Below are 21,543 nucleotides of genomic sequence, written 5' to 3'. Positions count from 1 at the left end.
GTTAAAAACCAAGCGCTCATGCAGTGATCCTGCATGAGCAGTTCAAAAAGGAAGATCTCATGGCTAAGGCTAAGTTCGAACGTAATAAGCCACACGTTAACGTGGGCACAATCGGTCACGTTGACCATGGTAAAACAACTTTAACAGCTGCGATTGCAACTGTATGTGCTAAAAAATTCGGTGGTGAAGCGAAAGACTACGCTGCAATCGACTCTGCACCAGAAGAAAAAGCACGTGGTATTACAATTAATACTTCACACGTAGAATACGATTCTCCAACTCGTCACTACGCTCACGTAGACTGCCCGGGCCACGCCGATTATGTTAAAAACATGATTACTGGTGCTGCTCAGATGGACGGCGCGATCCTTGTATGTGCTGCGACTGACGGTCCAATGCCACAAACTCGTGAACACATCCTGCTTTCTCGTCAGGTAGGTGTACCTTACATCGTTGTATTCTTGAACAAATGCGACCTTGTAGACGACGAAGAGCTTCTTGAACTGGTTGAAATGGAAGTTCGTGAACTTCTTTCTACTTACGACTTCCCAGGTGATGACACTCCTGTAATCCGTGGTTCAGCACTTGCTGCACTTAACGGTGAAGCTGGTCAATACGGTGAAGACGCAGTTGTAGCTCTTGTTGAAGCGCTTGACTCTTACATCCCAGAACCAGAACGTGCAATCGACCAAGCATTCTTGATGCCAATCGAAGACGTATTCTCAATTTCTGGTCGTGGTACAGTTGTAACTGGCCGTGTTGAAACTGGTATCATCAAAGTTGGTGAAGAAGTTGAAATCGTGGGTATCAAAGACACAGTTAAGACTACTGTAACTGGCGTTGAAATGTTCCGTAAACTTCTTGACGAAGGCCGTGCTGGTGAGAACTGTGGTATCTTGCTTCGTGGTACTAAACGTGAAGACGTACAACGTGGTCAAGTACTTGCTAAACCAGGTTCTATCAAACCGCACACTAAATTCGATGCAGAAGTATACGTACTTTCTAAAGACGAAGGTGGTCGTCACACTCCATTCCTTAACGGTTACCGTCCACAGTTCTACTTCCGTACAACTGACGTAACTGGCGCGATTTCTTTGAAAGAAGGCGTTGAAATGGTTATGCCTGGTGACAACGTAGAAATGTCAGTAGAACTGATCCACCCAATCGCAATGGACCCAGGTCTACGTTTTGCGATCCGTGAAGGTGGTCGTACAGTTGGTGCTGGTGTAGTTGCTAAAGTAACTGCATAATCGCTGATTGTGTAAAAAAGCGTCCCTTTGGGACGCTTTTTTTATATCTGTAAATTTAAATTACTTATTTTCAAGTATATTTAAATTGTCTAACAATATATTTACAAGCTGTCCTTAAGTGATATTTCACTGACCTTATCTGCCCTTATGTGAAAAATTCAACGCAGTAATATAATTATAAGAATTTTAATAATTAGATTTCAGCTCTATATAGAACTGATGGGAGTAAGTGTATGAATGCTCAAGTGAAAATTACCAACCGTGCAGGCGCAAGTTTTCCGGTACGTCGTATGAGTTTTGATTTTTGATCAAGTGCCAGAGTACTGGATGAATGGTTCAGCAGGACTGACTCACTTTATGACTGCACTCTCTGCATTATTCCCGGCAGGCGAAAAATTCTTTATTGATTCTGTTCGCGCTGTACGTCAGCATCCAGCAATTAAAGACAATGAAGCATTGCAAAAAGAAATTTCTGCCTTTATTGGTCAGGAAGCCATGCATACCCAGGAACATGTTGGCTTTAATGCCTCAGCGCAATGCCATGGCCATGACGTTGATACGCTAGATCATTATACTGACCGAGTCATTCAAACTGCACGCAAAATCTTTGCGGCAGTCGGTAAGCCAGTTGGTATTACCCAGGAAATGGTCGACCTCACTGCGACGACTGCACTAGAACATTTTACTGCGACCATTGCATCTCAGTTACTGACCAATCAGCATATTCAGGAATTGATGAAAGATGACACCATGAAAACCATGTGGCTCTGGCATGCAATTGAAGAGAATGAACATAAGGCCGTGGCCTATGATGTATTCGAAGGTGTTTTCGGTAAAGGTTTAAAATCTTATCTACTGCGTACCACTTCACTGGTTGCAGCGATGGTCACGCTATTCTTTGTACAAAGCTACTTCGTATTGCGTTTATTGAAAGAAGACCGTCAGTTAAGCCTTCAATCTTTAAAAGAAATCTATACTTATGGTTATAGTCCATCTAAAGGAATTATTACCGGTATGGGCAAAGAAATGTTGATGTACTTTAAACCTGGTTTTCATCCAAATGATCATGACACCCATAGCTTATTGCAAAGCTGGAAACAAAAACTGGGCCTTTAATTTGAAACTAGATTAAAAGACTGAAGAGCAACCTAAGTTGCTCATTTTTTTGCTCGATTTTTTAAATAAAGTTTTTATAATGCGGAGGTTAATTCTAGATAAGATGAACGAAGATGATTCGTTTGATGCAAGCTGCGGATGTACCAGCCGTTGCCAAGATTGAAACCAAAGTACAATCCCATCCCTGGACCTTTAAACAATTTGAAGATGCTGTTACTGCCTATCAAAGCACTGTGATTGAGCAGGCAGGGCAGGTCGTAGGGTTCTGCATTTTACAGCCAGTATTGGATGAAGCCAATTTATTACTGATGGCGATTGATCCTGCGCAACAGGGTAAGGGATTGGGTTATCAGCTATTAGATGAATCCATCCAGTTGCTGAAAAATAATCCGGTACAGATCTTTCTGGAAGTACGTGAAAGCAATACTACTGCGATTAAATTGTATGAAAAAACCGGTTTTCATCAGATTGACCTGCGCAAGAACTATTATCCGAATACGAATGGCACTCGGGAACATGCCATTATTATGGTGAAGTCTTGTACTGACGATTTTGCCAGCTTGTTTAAATAATATTCCGGCTTTTATTTGACGAATAACTTACTTGATGATGGGATTATTCCATCCGCTAGGCAAAGTCGTCATCAAGGAGTTTCCCAGATGTTCAATCTCCACCGGGGTAAGGGTGCGGTTTAATCGGCGCCATTGCCCGTCGATCAATAATTCAAGTGGCAGGTATTGAGACTTGTAGTTCATTTTGGCTGAATGTGGAACCCAGTAGCCTAGATAGACAAACTGCAAACCAAGTTTTTGAGTGTGTTCAATCTGTTTCAGAATTGCAAAGGCACCAAGGGAACGGCGGTTCTCATCAGGGTCAAAGAAAGTATACACCGCTGAAACGCCATCATCGAGCAGGTCACAAGTCGATACACTGATCAGACGATCATCTTTCCATAATTCCAGAAAGAAACTATCGGTACAGCTTTGCAGTAAAAACTTTTCGAACTGGTCACGGCTAGGTGGATACATATCACCATCTGCATGGCGTTCATTAATATAACGTTCATAGAGGGCATAATGTATATCTGTGGCCTGTTCAGGATGGGTAATTTTAACCGTCAAATCCTGATTACGTTTCCAGGCTTTTTTTTGCGAGCTGTTCATCTGAAATTCATGAACAGGAATACGTGAAGATAAACATTGACGGCACAGGTGGCATTCAGGCCGATAGACAAAATCACCACTACGACGGAAGCCGGTACGAGAAAGCTCGGACAGCGTCACTACATCAATACGGTGCGCTGGATCAAGAAAAACCATGCGCGCGGACTTGTTCGGCAGATAGCTACAGTCATGCGGCGGCGTAATATAATACTGTAAATCGTTCAGCAGGGACTGTGGTTGATAAGAGTTCATAACAAGTGCCCTCTGTTATTTTCATTCACTTAATCGCGCAGACTGCGCTATTGTTTTACTTGAAAATACACCGTCTTGATACTTTTTCCAATTGATCGCAGGCTGTTTTATCACATCTTGTAACGATTTAAGATATGTAAGGCGAGAAATTGTACAGGCACCTAGACTCATCAAGTGATCATTCACCAATTGACAGTCAATCCAGGGTAGCTGATTTTCTCTGCCAATCAGCATCAGTGTATAAAAAGCCATTTTAGAAACATCGGTTTGGGTACTAAACATGGATTCACCAAAGCAGCCCTTGCCGATAGTTACCCCATAGAGTCCACCTACTACGCGATCTTCATCCCAAACCTCAATACTATAACCATAACCTGCATCAAACATGTCGCAATAACCTTGAATGATCTCTTCACTAATCCAGGTCTCATCTGCATAAGCGCGAGGCAATGAGCAGGAACGGATCACTCTTTCAAAAGCATGATTCACCGTAATTTTATAATCCTGCTTTTTCATGCTTCGAAGTAGCGATTTGCTTGGATGATAATCCTCTGGCCGGATAATGCAGCGTGGTTCCGGACTCCACCAACAGATCGGATCACCTTCAGAAAACCAGGGAAACAGACCATGGGTATAGGCCTCATACAAAGTAGAAGGGGAGAGGTCTGCACCGATACAAATCAGGCCTTCGCCTTCAAGATCCGCTTCTTCAGGATTGGGGAAAATGTACTGTGAAGGAGGAAGAAGATGCATGCAGAACCCTGATCTTGTAATAGACTGTTTTTATCATACATAAAAAAACCGCCCATGATGGACGGTCTTTTTATTTTCGCTGCTTAGTCTAATTTGCCCATGGCATCAAGATATTTTTCTGCATCCAGTGCCGCCATACAGCCTGAACCTGCAGAAGTAATCGCCTGACGATAGATACTGTCTGCAATATCGCCTGCAGCAAATACACCCGGGATAGAGGTTTGAGTGGCATTCCCTGCGGTACCGCTTTGCACCTGAATATAGCCATCACGCAGTTCTAGCTGGCCTTCGAACATGGTGCTATTAGGTTTATGACCAATAGCAACAAATAGACCCGAAACTTCAACATCCTGAGTTGAATCATCTTGAGTAGATTTTAAACGCACCGCAGTGACGCCAGTGGTATCACCCAACACTTCTTCTACCTGATGATTCCAGATAATACTGATTTTGCCTTCTTTTTCTTTTTCAAAAAGATGGTCTTGCAGGATTTTTTCAGAACGTAGCGTGTCACGACGATGGACCAGAGTCACATGAGAAGCGATGTTAGAGAGATATAACGCTTCTTCAACAGCGGTATTACCACCGCCTACAACCATCACTTTTTGTTCTTTATAGAAGAAACCGTCACAGGTTGCACACGCGCTCACGCCTTGACCCATAAATGCAGCTTCTGATTCCAGACCCAGGTATTGCGCAGTTGCGCCAGTACAAATGATCAGGGCATCACAAGTAAACTCTTCCATATCGCCTTTGAGGACGAATGGACGAACATTAAGATCAACTTCATTGATATGATCATAGACAATTTCAGTACCAAAACGTTCTGCATGAGCCTGCATACGTTCCATTAAAGCTGGACCAGTCAGACCTTCAGGATCGCCAGGCCAATTATCTACTTCAGTCGTTGTGGTTAATTGACCGCCCAGTTGCAGACCTGCAATCAGAGTCGGTTTTAAGTTTGCACGCGCTGCATAGACTGCTGCGCTATAGCCAGCAGGGCCAGAACCTAAAATAATCAGTCGTGAGTGACGTGCGCTCATTCGCTGTATCCTTTTTTATTTAGAAATTTATTGAATTATACGTGAAACTGTATAACAGTGGTGTGAGATTAAAGTCGATATTATTGATCATCGAAATCGATTTAGGCTATATAGAAGAAGTACACAATAATGCATCTTTTTTGATGCAACAGGTGCATAATATGCATTTTATTGCGACGCTTTTTTTGAAGCATACCAGCAAAAGAATATTCATGAAGAATTGGTTACAGGACAGTATATGACAGCGGTGTCGAGTGCCTATGCACAGCGCTTAGTAATGACATTATTTTTAGTCTCATTTGGGATTTATCTGTTTCTTGCAACAGTGACCTATACACCATTTGATCCGGGGTGGATGCATATCTCTAGTGATACGCAGACAGTTTCAAATGCGAGTGGGGTTGCGGGGGCCTGGATTTCAGACCTGTTATTTGGCTTTCTCGGCTGGGCAAGCCTGCTGATCCCTGTGTATCTGTTTATGGAAGCAATCCAGGTCTGGTGGCCGCGCAGCTTCCTGAACCGTCCATTCCGTTATGCTGCCCAATTCTTCCTGTTATTGACCACATCAGCATTGCTGTTTCTATTCTGGCAAGTTCCAGCTGATACGCTGGACAATTCTTCAGGCGGCATTATTGGCTATGAGCTGGGCCAAAGTCTTGAACAATTATTAACTGTCTATGGCGCAGCTTTTTTCTTGCTTGTGCTTTGGGTGGTTCTATTTACCTTGGCATTTGGTGTGAAATGGAACAAGACCTGGAGCAGTCTCAAGGCAACGCCTGCTTATCTGCAAGACCTGTTCTACCGTAATGTGCCAGAAGGTATGTCGGATTTTGACCGTACTGCACCTGTTATTAAAAAAGAAGCAGTAAAAACAGCTGCCAAAAAAGTGACAGTACCAGTCACTGCCGCACCTGAACATAATCTGGTAGAAGTCGATCCTGTAGTTCGCGATCATGTCGCTGAGCGCCTGTTTGAGGATTTTGCAGATAAAGAATCGCACCAGCCTCACCACTATGAAGAAGATATCTCTGAACCTGTACAGGCATCAGTTACAGAACCTGTACAGGCAGCACCGCGAATAGCAGAGCCGGATCGTGTGGTGGCAACAGGAGAGGTGTGGCGTGCGTTACATTCCAATGAAGACCAGCGTCACAAGCAGGATATCGATGCTTTACTTAAAGCTGCAGAAGAAGAGCAGGCCGAATTTTCTCCTGACGCATTTGCAGCTACACCAACAAATCACAGTGCTCATGAAGTAACATCATCCGCTACAGCTAAGAATAATCTGGACTGGGATGATGATGAAATTTTTGATGAGTTATTGGCAGCAGTTCCGCAAGGTAAAACCGCAACGGATGTGCATAGCCCGTTCAATTCAGCAGCAGCTGAAAAATCCCTCAGAATTGTAGAAGATGCTGGAACGGTCAGTTCCACTGCTGCTCCGCTCATGGCTGCACATGCGGTTAAAAATACCAGCCTGGAAGCGGACTTTGATGATCTGGATGACTTGCTGGTTGAAGCTGATGAGCCAAAACCCGCACCTGTACGTGCATCAAGCTATGCCCAGTCTTCTGCTTTTGTTCAGGCACCGATTCAGCGTGTAGAGACAACAGCTCAAACCGCAGCGACTAATGCAGCAGTTCGGGAAGCATTGTCCAAAGAAGAATTTATTGAAGCTTGGCATGAAACTGCCGGTAAGCCTCAGGAGGAAGACGAGTTTGACTTCGATGCGCCACTGACGGATGCCGCTGGTCGTCCAATGTCACGTGCTATGCAGGTCGCTGAGCGCCGTAAAGACCTGTCACCATTGCCGGGTCTGGAATTGCTGGATAAAGTTGATCCGAACAAAAAAGTGAATTTCACTGAAGAGCAATTATCCCGTTTATCAGAACTTCTGGAAATCAAACTTCAGGAATTTAACGTTAAAGCCAAAGTAGTCGAAGCTCAACCAGGTCCAGTCGTGACACGTTTTGAACTGGATCTTGCACCTGGTGTGAAAGCTTCCAAAGTCACTAATATTTCACGTGACTTGGCCCGTTCGATGTCAATGGCTTCAGTACGTGTAGTCGAAGTTATTCCAGGTAAGCCTTATATCGGTATTGAAGTTCCGAACAGCAGCCGTGAAATGGTGCGTTTGATTGAACTGGTACAGATTCCAAAATTCAATGATCCCGATGGCATTTTGTCGATGGCCATGGGTAAGGATATTTCAGGTAATCCGGTAATTACTGAACTGGGTAAAGCACCGCATATGCTGGTAGCAGGGACTACAGGTTCTGGTAAATCGGTGGCGGTTAACTCGATGATTCTATCGATGCTATTAAAATACACACCTGATCAGTTACGCTTAATTCTGATCGATCCAAAACAGCTTGAATTGGCCAACTATAACGATATTCCACATCTGTTAACGCCAGTCGTGACTGATATGAAAGATGCGGTCAGTGCCTTGAACTGGTGTGTGAATGAAATGGAACGCCGTTATAAGCTGATGTCCTTCCTGAAAATTCGTAAGCTCAGTGATTATAACCGTAAGGTGGAAGAGGCGCTTGCCAATGGTGAAGAGCTATTTGATCCAACCTGGAAAGCCAGTGAGTCTGTGGCAGGGGAGCGTGCGCCACGTCTGACACCACTACCTTCAATTGTGATCGTAGCGGACGAGTTCGCAGATATGATCATGCAGGTCGGTAAGAAAGCTGAAGAAATGATTACCCGTCTGGCACAGAAATCCCGTGCTGCTGGTATTCACCTGTTACTGGCCACTCAGCGTCCATCGGTAGATGTCATCACCGGTCTGATTAAGGCGAATATTCCAACACGTGTCGCACTTCGTGTGAACTCGAAAATTGACTCACGTACCATTCTCGATGCAGGTGGTGCAGAAGACCTGCTAGGTCATGGTGATATGCTGTTCCTCGGCCCGGGTAAAATTGAGCCTGAGCGCGTACACGGTGCCTTTATTGCCGATGATGAGGTGAACCGAATCTGTGATGCATGGCGTGAACGTGGTGCACCAAACTATGTGGATGAGATCCTGACTCCATTCGATGAAGAACCGTCTAGTCGCGGCTTTGAAGATGGTGGAGATGGCGGATCAGATCGAGATGCGCTGTATGACCAGTGTGTGGCTTTTGTTTTGGAAACCCGCAAAGCATCAACTTCATCTTTGCAGCGTAAGTTCAGTCTAGGTTATAACCGTGCTGCACGGATCATTGACCAGATGGAAGAAAATGGCATTGTCAGCTCAATGGGTGCCAATGGTAAGCGTGAGATTCTGGTTTAAATCCAGAATCTCGAGTGATAAAAAAAGCCTGCTTAAAGCAGGCTTTTTTATACATTTCAATTTATGCAAATTTTTCTAATACTGCCAGGAACTCGGCACTTTGACGTGGATAAGTGGCAATCACGTCATGAATGCGCTGTCCTTCTGGATTGGTGGCGTTAAGATCGCGACCGTCTGCGACAAATTTGGTTAACAGGCGCTCATAGTCAAAAGGACGCATATGCTTGAATGCATGATAAAGCACATGAAAATCTGCATTGACGCCTGCAGGAGGAAGCTGATTCAGGTAGGCATATACACGCTCATCTGACCATTCTTCGTTAAAGGTCGCTGGTTGAGATAATGCCATCGCAATCTCCTTGATGTAATTCTTCGGCATGAAAAAAGGCAAAATATGAGTTCGCAAGAGGCAAAGTCTTATCATGCACTTTGTCCATTCGAAGTATCACTTCACGTTTTGAGACTAGATAAAATAATAATTACTATCAAATCTACGCGAAGCCAAGCTTCTTGTCTTGCGCCTCAACAAAGCAACGCTTTGTTGAGGCTCATATTTTGCCTTGAATCAATTTACTTGACTAATCAAAATTCAGATTATCGCTCTTCAGGTAAATTGATATTCATTTCAAGCATTTCAATATTTGCTTCAGAACGTACCTGCATCTGAATGTGCTGTTCATCAACTCCGCGGACGTAGCGATTGACCACTTGCATGATTTCTGTCTTCATCTGGTCAATTTTATCCTGACTCAAACGGCGCCCCAAACCCTGTTCAGAAGCAACAATGACTTTCAAACGGTCTTTTGCGGTTTGTGCGCTTGATGGTTTATCCTCGCTACTAAAAAGTTTACTCCAGAATCCAGCCATGTTTACGCTCCAAATAATCGTGCTAACCAGCCCTTAGGTTTTACCTCAATATGACGGTAAGGACGCTCTTCACCAAGGAAACGTGCCACCAGGTCATCATAAGCCTGACCCGCTGAAGCCTCAGTGAAAAGAATCACTGGCTTACCTTCGTTTGATGCTTGTAAAACGCTTGGACACTCAGGAATAACACCTAGGGTCGGTACACGTAAAATATCCTTAGAAATATCGTCAATCGTCAGCATTTCCTGTTTATCGGCACGTTCCGGATTGAAACGGGTAATACACAGATGCTTACGGATGCGACCTTCGTTTTGTTCTACTTTTTTTGTTTTGCTATCGAGCATACCAATGATACGGTCAGAGTCACGGACTGAAGAAATTTCAGGGTTGGTCACAATGATCGCTTCATCCGCATGGTACATGGCCAGAATGGCACCACGCTCGATACCGGCAGGTGAATCACAAATAATATAGTCAAATTCCTGCGAAAGCTCATCCATTACACGTGCTACACCCTCATCGGTTAAGGCATCTTTATCACGTGTTTGGGAAGCAGGTAAAATATATAAATTCTCAATATCTTTATCGCGAATCAGTGCTTGTTGTAATCGTGCTTCGTTATTTAAAACATTCACAAAATCATAAACTACACGGCGTTCACAGCCCATAATCAAATCAAGGTTACGTAAACCTACATCAAAATCAATAACAACAGTTTTGTGACCACGTAGGGCTAAACCTGTTGCAAAAGATGCACTTGTTGTAGTTTTACCTACACCACCTTTGCCTGATGTTACGACAACAATTTTCGCCACCGAATCCACTCCTGTTATGGTTCAAATCCCCTGTTTAAAATGGGGTTTTTGGTGTTTATTTATACATTAAAATTGTAGAGCTTCAAATACAAGCTCATGTTGATCATTCAAGTAAATATGCACTGATTTTTTGACCACATGCGGAGGAATGTCATCCGCTACGCAATAGGTGCCTGCGATCGAAACCAGTTCTGCTTCGAGGCTATGACAGAAAATACGTGCCGCCGTATTGCCACCGACACCTGCAATGACACGACCACGCACGCTGCCATAGACATGGATATTGCCTGAAGCAATCACTTCTGACCCACTGTTGATACCGGCATTGATAATAATGTCGCCATTATACTGCACGATACATTGGCCAGTACGCAGAATTTCATCATGATATGAAGTGATATGCGCAACGATCGGGGCAGCAGGCGCTTGATCATCATTCACCGCTGTAGGTTCTGGTTTAACTTCCACGACCTGTTCTTTGGTGGCTTTAATTTCCTCTAACTGGCGATCAGGTGGCAGTACCGGGAACTGAATGGCGCGCGCCTGATCTCCAAGTAAGCCTTCAGTAACAGCCATAGGCTGTACATCCAGACTGATTAACAGTTGAATCAGCGCAATGAGTTCCTGTTCAACTGAACTTTCAATCACCGCCAATGTGCCTGGCGGAAATGCTGCTTGTAATTTTGGACTAAGTTGCTGGCGGATTGCATCATGATCATTGGTATCTAGGCTAATGCGTATCGCATTGACCATTCTGCCTTTTATCCGTATGTCAGCCATAATTCTTCCTTAAATACTTCTGACGTGCTGGTTTTGTGTCGAAGCAATGTTGTAAATAGTGCAAATCCTAGAACAAATTTCGTTAATTCTCTAGCGATCCAAGTTATTTTTTTATACGAATAGAATCGGCTTATCTTAGCCGATTCCACAAATAAAAACTCATCTATCTATTGAGCCCTGATTTTGCTCATGTTCTTCTAAAATCTGTTGCCACTGTTTGACTTTCACCTGTTTTCGGATTGCTTCAAGTGTTTCAAAAACAGCCGATTCGACCAATTTATCAATATGTGGATTATGTTCAATCTGAATCTGGCTAATCTTATCTGAAATCATGGCAAAAGTCGGGTTTTCTTGTGATCCGCTATGTGTAAAAGGATCGATCAAGCCTTGGGTGATATTTTCTCCCAAACGTTGACCAATACTCTGGATCTGCCGCTCCAGCCGCCCACCCACAATGGGAATCAGACGTAGAAGCTGGGTGAGTTCAGGTGTATCTTCAATGGCCTGATTGACGACTTGCCCGACATTTTTTGAAATCATGAAGCGCTGTGCCTGTAATTCCTTGCCCAAAGATTCTTGCAAGATATCTGCCAAAGCAACAGCCAGTAATTTACGGTGATGTTCCACCAAATCTTCAATTAATTGTTTATGTGATGTGCTGGTGCTGAGTTCACGCTTAATGCCATCCAGTACCGTCAATACTACACGGCTCGAAAGTTCTTCCATCAGCAGGTTATAGTAGAAATTGCCCCGTCTGTACCAGCTTGCCGGTATGACTTTGTATCCATGGCTATGCAGGTTGTAGCCAATCGCGACTGCACGTAATAAACGCAGAAAACGTAGCTGTGGGATGATCGATAAAATTTCATACCAATGCACAAAGGGGAAGAACCACCAGCGGGCATGGTGACGCATAACAATGGCAATGAACCAGCGAACGATGAGTTCAATAATTAGAAAGGTTGTAAACCATCCCTCGGTAATCATTACCCAGGGACGTAATTCACTCTTATAAAACTGTAAGACATCAGGCAGACGAATAAAGTCAAACAACCAGTGCCCAAAATCGCTCATCAGAATGGCATTGGCACAGAGACAGAACAAATTGATGATGATGACAACCATCATGAAAATGTCGTAAATCAGTGCAATTTTCCAGCCCCAGGTACCTTTGCGAATAAACTTAAATGAGCTGGACACGAGGTTCGGGTTGTCGTTCTTCATAGTCTCTCTGGCAAATGTCAGGCAGAAGCGGAAATCAGATTCTGCTGCATTTGCCCAATTAATTGGTCTTTTTCAGTCCAGATCTGGTCTACCCATTGCTGGAAACGTGCACGGTAATCTGCATCATCTTCATAATTGCCACCGAGTACCCAGTCTGGAATGTCAATTTTTCTTAAGTTCACGGCAATACGCGGGACTTCGCCTAACCAGAATTCCCCATAACCTGGCACACCGTCAGGATAAACAATAGTCATATCCACCAGTGCATCAATTTTGTCTCCCAGAATATTCAGTGCCAGCGCAAGACCCCCCGCCTTAGGCTTCAACAAATGCTTATAAGGCGATTTTTGCTGTTCATGCTTTTCCGGGGTAAAGCGCGTGCCTTCCAGATAATTCAGCAAGGTAAATGGCTGGCTAAGCAGTTGTTCACATGCCTTGCGTGCTTCTTCCATATCCCGGTATTTCAGGGCAGGTTTTTTGGCAATCTGTTCCTTGCTATGCCGTTTCATCATCGGGAAGCCCAGAATTTTAAAGGCTTGACCTACAAATGGAATAAAAATTAGTTCCCATTTTGTAAAGAAGCGGGTGAGAGGCATACGTGTTAAACCGAAATACTGGTTTACCGTGGTATCCACCCAGCTCTGATGATTACAGGTCATTAAATAACGCCCCTGCATGTTCAGATCCAGAGATTCATCAATGCTGATTTGCCATTTGGTATTTTTCAGGACATTGTCAATTAGCCAGTTATTTACGCTTAACCAGCTATTGGTAATCTTGATATTGGTTTCATCAATCTTAGAAGATTTCTTAAAAAGTTTGGTCAGCCCCAAAGCCAGTACAGGTGGCCCATGAAAAAAAGTACTGCCAGTCATGACGGATGTCACCGTGAGGCCACGGGTAAGTTTTTTTAAAGTCGTTTGTTGCTTGCTTTTAGATGACATATAAAAACAGTCTCAGAGAATAATCGTCTAAATTTCATCACATTTTGAACAATATAGAGGTAGTTGAGCGAATAGAAAAGTCTGATCGTTAAACTATGAAGAAACTATGAAGAAACTATGATGAAATTCAGGAAATTGGTTACACATAAACATTACAAAATATTACTAAAAGATTTATTATTAACAAAAATTCAATGGTTATCCCATTATTTTTAAATCATTATCTGACCTAAGATATAAATTACACTACAAAGGAGGCATGCAATGCGTGCACTATTAATTTCAGCAGCTGTAGCAGGGGCAGTAGCACTTACAGGTTGTCAAACTACTGGCAATAACCTGGGTGGTGTTGAGTACGACAAAACAGCTTTGGGTACAGTAATTGGTGCTGCTGCAGGTTATGGTATTTCTAAAAGTAATGCCAATACTAGCCGTCAAAACAACCGTGCAGCTGCAATTGGTGCAATTGTAGGTGGTGGTGCTGGTGTTTATCTTGACAATAAAGAGAAAAAATTACGTCAGGCAACTGCCGGTACAGGTGTAGACGTTAACCGTAATCCAGATGGTTCAATCAACTTGGTAATGCCTGGCGCAATTACATTTGACACTAACAAGTCAAATATCAAGCCAAACTTCTATGCAACATTGAACAAAGTTGCTCAAGTTCTGACTGAAGATAGCCAAAGCGGTATTTTGGTAACTGGTTATACAGACAGCACTGGTAATGACTCAATCAACATTCCATTGTCTCAAGCACGTGCACAATCTGTTGCAAACTACCTTGCTGGTCAAGGCGTAGCACGTACTCGTATTAATGCACAAGGTCTTGGTTCAGCGAACCCGATCGCAGACAACTCAACTGCGGCTGGTAAAGAACAAAACCGTCGTGTTGAAATTGCAGTATATGCCGTTCAGTAATCACTGATTTTGCAGAAAAACCACCTTCGGGTGGTTTTTTTATGTCTGAAAGATGACGCAGGAAAATGAATTTTCAATTAGGCATCTGGGCATGAGATGACTATAATCGGAGCCGAATCTAGAAGAGGAAGCCATATGTCACTCGCCAGTCAGTTAAATGACAAGCAACTTGAAGCCATGAAATATACTCAAGGACCCTTGTTAGTACTTGCCGGAGCGGGTTCAGGCAAGACCTCGGTAATTACAAGAAAAATCGCGTACTTGGTCAAGCATTGTGGTATTCCGGCCCACCGGATCACGGCAATGACCTTTACCAACAAGGCGGCACGTGAAATGAAAGAGCGTGTCACCAAATTGCTGACCCGAGAAGAAGCCAAGGGCCTTTCAGTCTCGACCTTCCATACTTTTGGTCTGAACCTATTACGTTTAGAGCTGAAACACACACCGCTAAAAAATAATTTCTCGATTCTGGATGCCGATGACTGTAAGCGAATTCTGATGGATCTGATGCATCGCGATAACTTATCTGGTGCTGAAAGCAAAGAACTGATTGCCAAAGCGATGAAGATGATTTCCGACTGGAAAAACGATCTGATTCCGCCAGAACAGGCTCACACGACTTGTGAAACTCCAGAAGATATTCAGTTTGCGCATTTATACCAGCTCTATGAGCGAAATCTGCGTGCCTATAACGCCGTCGATTTTGATGACCTGATTGTGATGCCAACGCGTCTGCTACAGGAAAATGCTGAAGTCCGGGATAAATGGCAGAACCGTGTACGTTATTTGCTGGTTGACGAATATCAGGATACCAATACGGCACAGTATATTCTGGTAAAATTATTGGTCGGGGTCATGGGCCAGTTCACCGCGGTAGGCGATGATGATCAGTCGATTTATGCCTGGCGTGGTGCCAAGCCAGAAAATATGGCGCTGTTACAACAGGATTTCCCGAATCTGAAAGTGATCAAGCTGGAACAGAACTATCGTTCTACCAGTCGTATTCTGAAAGCTGCCAATACCGTGATTGGCAACAACCCGCATATCTTTGATAAAAAGCTTTGGTCAGATAAAGGTCACGGTGAAGTGATTCGGGTCATCACTTGTCGTAATGATGACGATGAAGCAGAACGCGTAGTCAAAGACCTGATCACGCATAAGCTGATGAATGGTAAAAATTGGAAAGATTACGCGATTCTGTATCGTGGTAATTTCCAGGCACGTATTCTGGAAACCCAGCTGCGCCAGATGCAGATTCCTTACAAGCTTTCTGGTGGTCAGTCCTTCTTTGCGCGTGCAGAGATCAAGGACATCATGAGTTACTTGCGCTTGATCATTAACCCAGAAGATGACAGCGCTTTCCTGCGAATTATTAACACGCCGAAACGTGCCATTGGCCCGGTAACGCTGGAAAAACTCGGTCTGTTTGCCCAGGAAAATAATCTGTCTCTACTGTCAGCAGCAGGCGATCAACGTCTAACCATGGTCATTCCAAAGAAAGCAACGACACAACTGGCAGAATTTTCAGATTTTATTAATAACTTTACCCGTAACTTGCTGGAAGATGATGAGCCGGTACCGATCATCCGTCAGATGATGGTGGAAGCAGGCTATATCGACTATATCAAGGAATCCGCAGCGACGCCAGCACAGGAAAAAACCAAACTCGATAATATTGAAGTGCTGTATAGCAGTATTCAGAGTCTGATCAATCGTGCAGAAGATGTCGATGAAAAGAATATCGAAAGTGTCATCCGTAAGATGGTGCTCCTCGATATGCTGGAACAGCAGCAGGAAGAAGAAGATACCGATAAGGTCAACCTTCTGACCTTACATGCATCTAAAGGACTGGAATTCCCGTATGTCTATCTGATCGGCCTGGAAGAAGAAATTCTGCCGCATAAAAACTCGATTGCTGCGGAAACAGTCGAAGAAGAACGGCGTTTAATGTACGTGGGGATTACCCGTGCGCGTCAGGGCTTGACTATTACCTTGGCTGAGCAACGTAAGGCGGGTGGGCAGATGAAACAGATGACCCCAAGCCGCTTCCTGGATGAGCTTCCAGAAGATGAGCTGGAATGGTTGGGCCGTAAGAAAAAACTGGCTGGTAATATTGATCCAAAACAGCAGGCTCAGCATTATCTGGATAATTTACGTGCCTTGATTAAACGCTAAAAGTAACAGAACACTACGATTTTGATTCTTTAAATTTTTTGATATTAAACAACAGGAATAAATACATGAAAGTTCAGGTGAAAGTCCTTGATTCACGTCTGGGTCAGGAATGGCCATTGCCGACTTATGCAACGACTGGCTCAGCAGGACTCGATCTTCGTGCATGTGTCAACGAAACGACTGTAATTGAACCAGGTCAAACAGTTTTAGTAAAAACTGGTTTGGCAATTTATATTGAAGATCCAGCATTTGCTGGCTTGATCTTGCCACGTTCTGGTTTAGGCCATAAACATGGAATCGTTTTAGGTAACCTGGTTGGCTTGATCGATTCGGATTACCAAGGCGAGCTGATGGTCTCTGTATGGAACCGTAGTGAAACTGCATTTAGCCTGGAACCTGGTGAGCGTTTAGCCCAATATGTATTAGTACCTGTGGTACAGGCCGAATTTGATCTGGTGAATGAATTTGAAGCAACCGAGCGTGGCGCAGGTGGTTTCGGTCATACTGGTAAAAACTAAAATTAAAAGATGACTTAACTTGGATGTTCTGGGTTAAGTCATCTTTTTTTAGAGTTTTAATCATAAAAATAATAAAAAAATGACAGAGCTATTTAATAAACTTTATTCTTGAATTTTATTCTAATGAAAAATATTTAAATAAATTTTTAGTATCATTTGAATAGAAAAATAAAATCATTCAGAATTTAAGAAAATAGATGATAAATAATAGACCTCTTGCGAAAGTAAAAACTGCCTCAATATAGATTTCATGAAATATCAGAAATTAAATCGTTTTTCAGATTCTGAATTCCAGCGCTTGGTTGGTGTACCTCGAGCAGTTTTTAGTGAAATGGTCGAAGTTTTAAAAGAAGCAGAATCACTTAAAAAGAAATTAGGGCGTCCTCATACTTTAGCTATAGAGGATCAATTATTGGTGGTGTTTCAAAAAGTATGCTGAAACAAAGCAGGTTGAATTTTGATAAAATAGAGAAATGCGAATAACTCTAGAAATCAAATGTCCAACCTGCCTCAGTGACAGTATAAAGAAAAATGGCATCAAAGTAGATGGGAAACAAAACTATCAGTGCAAAGACTGTAAACGTCAGTTTATTGGTGACCATGCTCTGAGCTATCTAGGATGTAATTCAGGCATTACTCGAAAAATATTACAGTTGATGGTCAGAGGTAGTGGTATACGAGATATCGCTGAAGTTGAGCGAATCAGTATCGGTAAAGTTTTACGTACTTTAACCGAATCGACCTACCAAATTCAGCCTAAACAAAGTCATTATGAGTCTCTTGAAGTTGATGAGTTTTGGACTTTCGTGGGAAATAAAAATAATAAACAATGGCTTATTTACGCCTACCATCGAGAAACAGGTGAGATTGTTGCTTATGTTTGGGGTAAAAGAGACTTAGCTACAGTTCAACGATTGAAGACAAAGCTTAAACAATTAGGTATTCACTACACCCGAATTGCAAGTGATCATTGGGACAGTTTCATCACTGCTTTTAAAAACTGCAAGCAAAGTATTGGTAAATTTTTTACTGTAGGTATTGAAGGTAATAATTGCAAAATAAGGCATCGAATTAGGCGCGGTTTTAGAAGGAGTTGTAATTTTTCAAAAAAGATTGAAAACCATTTTAAAGCTTTCGACTTAACCTTTTTTTACATCAATAATGGCTTCATTTAATGTCAGCATACTTTTTGAAACACCACCCAATTATTATTAACACTCAATTACTTACGGAGCTACAACACCCAATTGGAATTGGCGGCAAATTACCATATCGCTGAAAGTAATGTGAATCGAACTATTAAAAAGGTTGAAGATGCATTAATGAAATCAAGACGTTTTACCCTGCCAAAACGAAGCATTACCACAGCAGACGAACAATTTAACTGGGTAATTATTGATGCGACAGAATGTTTAATAGAACGCCCGAAAAAAAAATCAGAGTAAGTTCTACAGTGGTAAAAAGAAGAAACATACGTTAAAAGCCCAAGTGATCTATCATCCGAAGAGCAAACAAATCATAGGAGTAGATATATCGTCTGGCAGTCAGCATGATATTAAATTGGCAAGAAAAACAGTTAAGAAATTCAAACATTGTGACTATGTTATGACCGATTTAGGGTACTATGGGTTAGAGCAAGATGGCTTTAAATTATTGATGCCAATAAAGAAAAAGAAGAATTTACCCTTATTTGATGCTGAGAAAAATTACAATAAAATGATTGGAAAAATACGAGTTGTAATCGAACATATTAACAGTCAATTGAAAAGATTTAGAATACTAAGTGAACGCTATCGAAATAGACGGAAAAGATTCGGTTTACGCATTAACTTAATCGCTGCACTGGTAAACCGGATGAACTTGCAATAACGACTTTCGCAAGAGATCTAATGCAAGAAGTCATTTTTAGTCAGGTTTATTTATTTTACTAGTTATACAAATTAAATACATAAAAGATTAATAATTATACTTTTATAATTGATTGTCACATTCAATTCATATAAAAATACAGAGTCTTAAAACAAAAAAAATGTTTAAAGTCATGATGATTGCTTAATCATTATTTTATCTCCTTATATTCAATAGTGAAAAGAACAGTTTATGGGATCTATGAATCAACCCTTTCCGGCTCACATTTTTCGTGCCTACGATATCCGGGGTAAAGTCAGTTTACTCAGTACAGGTGTGATTGATGCTATTGCGCATGGTCTGGCTCAGCAATATCAAGCTGCGGGGCAGACTCGGGTTGCGATTGGCTATGATGCCCGCATCAGCAGCCCGGCTTTTGCTGAAACCATTCGCCGTATTTTTCAGGACTATGCTATTGAAGCCGCTATTATCGGCTGTTGTTCCAGTCCGATGCTGTACTACATAGCGCGTCAGTTTAATGGCAATGGTGTGATGGTAACGGCCAGCCATAATCCTAAAGAAGATAATGGAATTAAATGGATTATTGCAGGGGAGCCGCCTTGTCCCGAGATGATTCAGCAGGTCGCACAAAAAGCAAAACTTCATGTAAATAGTTCTTTATCGTGTTTGAATGATTTGCCTCACCAAATTATTCCCGAATTTTGTCTGCAATATCAGCAGGAAATGCTTGAAGATATTCAGCTGAAGCACCCATTTAAAGTGGTGTTGGATGGCCTGAACGGTTCAGCAGGACGCTGTGCCAATTTGGTACTCCAAAAACTAGGTTGTGAAGTTACCGCCTTACGTTGTGAAGCCAATGGGCATTTTCCTGATCATGCGCCTGATCCCTCTCAGGAAGCACATTTGCAAACCTTACGTCAGGTCGTCCTGCAACAGCAGGCTGATTTGGGTATTGCCCTAGATGGTGATGGGGACCGGTTGGTACTGGTGGATGAGCAGGGTGTCATTATTAGTGCTGATCAGCTTCTCTGTTTATTCGCAGAAATTTGTATGACTGGCACAGAAGCATGTCAGTTTGTTTATGACGTTAAATGTTCAACCCTGATTCGCGATACAGTTCAACGCCTGGGCGGAAAACCGGTGATGATTCGTACTGGCAGCTCATTCCTGCGTAAATATCTGGCGCAGTCCCAGCATCAGGCTATTTTTGGTGGTGAATATGCGGGGCATTATGTTTTTAATGACGGACGTGGCTGGGGCTATGATGATGGCCTCTATGCGGCGCTTCGGGTCATGGAATATCTGGATCAGAAAGGTATGACCTTAAGTGAAGCCTTACGTGCTTATCCAAAACGTCAAGGAACTGAAGACTTATATATTTCTACTCATCAGGTGCAGCCTGTTGAGCTTTTAAACTTTGTTGAGCAGCAATCTACGCAATTAAATGCACGAATCAGTAAAATTGACGGGATACGTCTTGATTTTGATGATGGTTTTGGCATCATTCGAGCATCCAATACGGGTGAATATTTCACGGTGCGCTTTGATGCCAATGATGCACAAGGCCTGAATGAAATTCGACATCTGTTTGTATCCATATTGCGTGACCGTTATCCACAGATCGCTCAAGACATTTTAGATGCTCAATAAGGAGAGGCGAATGCCAAATCAGCATACAGGCATCGACAAAGCACAAATTTTGACTGAAGCTTTGCCGTATATCCAACGCTTTGCGGGTAAAACCCTAGTGGTAAAATACGGTGGCAACGCGATGACGGATCCTGAGCTGGAAAGCTCTTTTGCACGTGATATCGTTTTATTAAAAACAGTGGGTTTAAACCCGATTGTGGTACACGGCGGTGGCCCACAAGTAGATTCTATGCTGAAACAGCTAGGCCGTGAATCTGACCGCATTGACGGTATGCGTGTGACAGATCCGGCAACCATGGAAGTGGTTGAGATGGTTCTAGGCGGCAGCGTAAACAAATCAATCGTGAACCTAATCAACAAACATGGTGGTCGTGCAATTGGTCTAACCGGTAAAGATGGCAACTTGCTGCGTGCCAAAAAGCTATTAATGGAAAAGACGGCTGAAGACGGTTCAATCCAGAAAGTAGACCTGGGTATGGTCGGTGAAGTGATGGGTGTAAAAACTGACGTACTGGAAATGTTTACCAACAGTGATTTCATTCCAGTGATTGCGCCACTCGGTGTCGATGAAGAAGGCAATACTTATAACATCAATGCCGATCTGGTCGCGGGTAAAGTGGCAGAAGCATTAGGGGCAGAAAAACTGATTCTTCTGACGAATATTACCGGTGTGCTGGACGAAAATAAAAATCTGTTGACCGGTTTAACGACCCAAGAAGTTGATCGTCTGATCGAAACAGGTGTGATCTATGGTGGTATGATTCCTAAAGTCGGCTGTGCGCTTGATGCAGTAAAAGGCGGCGTGATCAGTGCGCATATCGTGGATGGTCGCGTACCACATGCCAGCCTGTTAGAAATCTTTACTGATCATGGTGTGGGAACTTTAATTACCAATCGTTCCAATCCACATCGTCCATAAAGAT

Annotated in this window: 18 protein-coding genes and 3 pseudogenes; 12 read left to right on the top strand and 9 right to left on the bottom strand. The window is 42.8% G+C overall.

Annotation, left to right across the window (positions count from 1 at the left end; all coding sequences use genetic code 11):
- Positions 1 to 59 precede the first annotated feature (59 nt).
- The 3 genes and pseudogenes from tuf (at position 60) to rimI (ending at position 2,938) form a co-directional block, all read left to right on the top strand.
- Positions 60 to 1,250, top strand: a complete 1,191-nt coding sequence (gene tuf / locus C3F22_RS10980; RefSeq protein WP_004781663.1) for an elongation factor Tu — start codon at positions 60 to 62, stop codon at positions 1,248 to 1,250.
- A gap of 233 nt (positions 1,251 to 1,483) precedes the next feature.
- Positions 1,484 to 2,366: pseudogene (locus tag C3F22_RS10975) on the top strand (metal-dependent hydrolase).
- 113 nt (positions 2,367 to 2,479) lie between these two features.
- The gene (gene rimI / locus C3F22_RS10970) at positions 2,480 to 2,938 is read left to right on the top strand and encodes a ribosomal protein S18-alanine N-acetyltransferase (protein WP_104426557.1); all 459 of its coding nucleotides are present in this window, start codon (positions 2,480 to 2,482) and stop codon (positions 2,936 to 2,938) included.
- A gap of 27 nt (positions 2,939 to 2,965) precedes the next feature.
- Here the strand turns inward: rimI and C3F22_RS10965 are convergent, their stop codons facing one another.
- From C3F22_RS10965 to trxB, 3 genes are all read right to left on the bottom strand, one after another.
- On the bottom strand, positions 2,966 to 3,781 hold the full coding sequence (locus C3F22_RS10965; RefSeq protein ID WP_005234302.1) for an arginyltransferase: 816 nt from the start codon (positions 3,779 to 3,781) through the stop codon (positions 2,966 to 2,968).
- Between the two features lie 21 nt (positions 3,782 to 3,802).
- On the bottom strand, positions 3,803 to 4,534 hold the full coding sequence (gene aat, locus C3F22_RS10960; protein ID WP_004783274.1) for a leucyl/phenylalanyl-tRNA--protein transferase: 732 nt from the start codon (positions 4,532 to 4,534) through the stop codon (positions 3,803 to 3,805).
- Positions 4,535 to 4,617: 83 nt separating this feature from the next.
- Positions 4,618 to 5,577 (bottom strand): thioredoxin-disulfide reductase, encoded by a 960-nt coding sequence (gene trxB / locus C3F22_RS10955; RefSeq protein WP_004783272.1) that lies wholly within the window; start codon positions 5,575 to 5,577, stop codon positions 4,618 to 4,620.
- 238 nt (positions 5,578 to 5,815) lie between these two features.
- Here trxB and C3F22_RS10945 point away from each other — a divergent pair, with 238 nt between their 5' ends.
- Complete coding sequence (locus tag C3F22_RS10945) at positions 5,816 to 8,860, top strand: DNA translocase FtsK (protein ID WP_005234305.1); 3,045 nt, start codon at positions 5,816 to 5,818, stop codon at positions 8,858 to 8,860.
- Positions 8,861 to 8,921: 61 nt separating this feature from the next.
- On the opposite strand, the gene C3F22_RS10940 is transcribed toward C3F22_RS10945, so the two are convergent.
- The 6 genes from C3F22_RS10940 to C3F22_RS10915 form a co-directional block, all read right to left on the bottom strand.
- A complete protein-coding gene (locus tag C3F22_RS10940; RefSeq protein WP_004783267.1) occupies positions 8,922 to 9,209 on the bottom strand; it encodes a PA4642 family protein in 288 nt (95 codons plus the stop codon).
- 245 nt (positions 9,210 to 9,454) lie between these two features.
- The gene (gene minE / locus C3F22_RS10935) at positions 9,455 to 9,727 is read right to left on the bottom strand and encodes a cell division topological specificity factor MinE (protein WP_004783265.1); all 273 of its coding nucleotides are present in this window, start codon (positions 9,725 to 9,727) and stop codon (positions 9,455 to 9,457) included.
- Between the two features lie 2 nt (positions 9,728 to 9,729).
- Positions 9,730 to 10,542, bottom strand: coding sequence for a septum site-determining protein MinD (gene minD / locus C3F22_RS10930; protein ID WP_004646120.1), 813 nt, complete (start codon positions 10,540 to 10,542; stop codon positions 9,730 to 9,732).
- Positions 10,543 to 10,608: 66 nt separating this feature from the next.
- Positions 10,609 to 11,322 (bottom strand): septum site-determining protein MinC, encoded by a 714-nt coding sequence (minC, locus tag C3F22_RS10925; RefSeq protein ID WP_104426556.1) that lies wholly within the window; start codon positions 11,320 to 11,322, stop codon positions 10,609 to 10,611.
- A gap of 159 nt (positions 11,323 to 11,481) precedes the next feature.
- Positions 11,482 to 12,546: a hypothetical protein gene (locus tag C3F22_RS10920; protein WP_104426555.1), complete on the bottom strand. Its 1,065-nt coding sequence runs from the start codon at positions 12,544 to 12,546 to the stop codon at positions 11,482 to 11,484.
- A gap of 17 nt (positions 12,547 to 12,563) precedes the next feature.
- Positions 12,564 to 13,490, bottom strand: a complete 927-nt coding sequence (locus C3F22_RS10915) for an acyltransferase (RefSeq protein ID WP_104426554.1) — start codon at positions 13,488 to 13,490, stop codon at positions 12,564 to 12,566.
- A 264-nt stretch (positions 13,491 to 13,754) separates the two neighbouring features.
- Here C3F22_RS10915 and C3F22_RS10910 point away from each other — a divergent pair, with 264 nt between their 5' ends.
- The 8 genes and pseudogenes from C3F22_RS10910 (at position 13,755) to argB (ending at position 21,539) form a co-directional block, all read left to right on the top strand.
- The gene (locus C3F22_RS10910) at positions 13,755 to 14,408 is read left to right on the top strand and encodes an OmpA family protein (RefSeq protein ID WP_104426553.1); all 654 of its coding nucleotides are present in this window, start codon (positions 13,755 to 13,757) and stop codon (positions 14,406 to 14,408) included.
- 135 nt (positions 14,409 to 14,543) lie between these two features.
- Positions 14,544 to 16,583 (top strand): DNA helicase Rep, encoded by a 2,040-nt coding sequence (rep, locus tag C3F22_RS10905; protein WP_004783256.1) that lies wholly within the window; start codon positions 14,544 to 14,546, stop codon positions 16,581 to 16,583.
- 65 nt (positions 16,584 to 16,648) lie between these two features.
- Complete coding sequence (gene dut, locus C3F22_RS10900; protein WP_104426552.1) at positions 16,649 to 17,101, top strand: dUTP diphosphatase; 453 nt, start codon at positions 16,649 to 16,651, stop codon at positions 17,099 to 17,101.
- Between the two features lie 250 nt (positions 17,102 to 17,351).
- Positions 17,352 to 17,519 (top strand): annotated as a pseudogene (locus C3F22_RS10895) (IS5/IS1182 family transposase); the annotation flags it as partial.
- A gap of 55 nt (positions 17,520 to 17,574) precedes the next feature.
- Complete coding sequence (locus C3F22_RS10885; protein ID WP_001223318.1) at positions 17,575 to 18,276, top strand: IS1-like element ISPa14 family transposase; 702 nt, start codon at positions 17,575 to 17,577, stop codon at positions 18,274 to 18,276.
- Between the two features lie 27 nt (positions 18,277 to 18,303).
- Positions 18,304 to 18,970: pseudogene (locus C3F22_RS10880) on the top strand (IS5 family transposase); the annotation flags it as partial.
- A 231-nt stretch (positions 18,971 to 19,201) separates the two neighbouring features.
- Positions 19,202 to 20,620: a phosphomannomutase/phosphoglucomutase gene (locus C3F22_RS10875; RefSeq protein ID WP_104426551.1), complete on the top strand. Its 1,419-nt coding sequence runs from the start codon at positions 19,202 to 19,204 to the stop codon at positions 20,618 to 20,620.
- Between the two features lie 10 nt (positions 20,621 to 20,630).
- On the top strand, positions 20,631 to 21,539 hold the full coding sequence (gene argB / locus C3F22_RS10870) for an acetylglutamate kinase (protein WP_004783250.1): 909 nt from the start codon (positions 20,631 to 20,633) through the stop codon (positions 21,537 to 21,539).
- Positions 21,540 to 21,543 lie beyond the last annotated feature (4 nt).

Source organism: Acinetobacter sp. ACNIH1 (assembly GCF_002934695.1).
In the GTDB taxonomy this organism is placed as follows: Bacteria; Pseudomonadota; Gammaproteobacteria; order Pseudomonadales; family Moraxellaceae; genus Acinetobacter; species Acinetobacter variabilis.
The sequence above is the reverse complement of the archived record's forward strand: the minus strand, read 5'-3'. Positions and strand labels throughout refer to the sequence as shown.

What these genes read in the sequence shown, in the direction of transcription:
- minC (WP_104426556.1), bottom strand. Translation starts at nt 11,322, where the DNA reads ATGGCTGACATACGGATAAAAGGCAGAATGGTCAATGCGATACGCATT.
- C3F22_RS10885 (WP_001223318.1), top strand. Translation starts at nt 17,575, where the DNA reads ATGCGAATAACTCTAGAAATCAAATGTCCAACCTGCCTCAGTGACAGT.
- C3F22_RS10915 (WP_104426554.1), bottom strand. Translation starts at nt 13,490, where the DNA reads ATGTCATCTAAAAGCAAGCAACAAACGACTTTAAAAAAACTTACCCGT.
- C3F22_RS10965 (WP_005234302.1), bottom strand. Translation starts at nt 3,781, where the DNA reads ATGAACTCTTATCAACCACAGTCCCTGCTGAACGATTTACAGTATTAT.
- C3F22_RS10910 (WP_104426553.1), top strand. Translation starts at nt 13,755, where the DNA reads ATGCGTGCACTATTAATTTCAGCAGCTGTAGCAGGGGCAGTAGCACTT.
- C3F22_RS10945 (WP_005234305.1), top strand. Translation starts at nt 5,816, where the DNA reads ATGACAGCGGTGTCGAGTGCCTATGCACAGCGCTTAGTAATGACATTA.
- dut (WP_104426552.1), top strand. Translation starts at nt 16,649, where the DNA reads ATGAAAGTTCAGGTGAAAGTCCTTGATTCACGTCTGGGTCAGGAATGG.
- C3F22_RS10875 (WP_104426551.1), top strand. Translation starts at nt 19,202, where the DNA reads ATGGGATCTATGAATCAACCCTTTCCGGCTCACATTTTTCGTGCCTAC.
- rimI (WP_104426557.1), top strand. Translation starts at nt 2,480, where the DNA reads ATGATTCGTTTGATGCAAGCTGCGGATGTACCAGCCGTTGCCAAGATT.
- aat (WP_004783274.1), bottom strand. Translation starts at nt 4,534, where the DNA reads ATGCATCTTCTTCCTCCTTCACAGTACATTTTCCCCAATCCTGAAGAA.
- trxB (WP_004783272.1), bottom strand. Translation starts at nt 5,577, where the DNA reads ATGAGCGCACGTCACTCACGACTGATTATTTTAGGTTCTGGCCCTGCT.
- C3F22_RS10920 (WP_104426555.1), bottom strand. Translation starts at nt 12,546, where the DNA reads ATGAAGAACGACAACCCGAACCTCGTGTCCAGCTCATTTAAGTTTATT.
- tuf (WP_004781663.1), top strand. Translation starts at nt 60, where the DNA reads ATGGCTAAGGCTAAGTTCGAACGTAATAAGCCACACGTTAACGTGGGC.
- rep (WP_004783256.1), top strand. Translation starts at nt 14,544, where the DNA reads ATGTCACTCGCCAGTCAGTTAAATGACAAGCAACTTGAAGCCATGAAA.
- C3F22_RS10940 (WP_004783267.1), bottom strand. Translation starts at nt 9,209, where the DNA reads ATGGCATTATCTCAACCAGCGACCTTTAACGAAGAATGGTCAGATGAG.
- argB (WP_004783250.1), top strand. Translation starts at nt 20,631, where the DNA reads ATGCCAAATCAGCATACAGGCATCGACAAAGCACAAATTTTGACTGAA.
- minE (WP_004783265.1), bottom strand. Translation starts at nt 9,727, where the DNA reads ATGGCTGGATTCTGGAGTAAACTTTTTAGTAGCGAGGATAAACCATCA.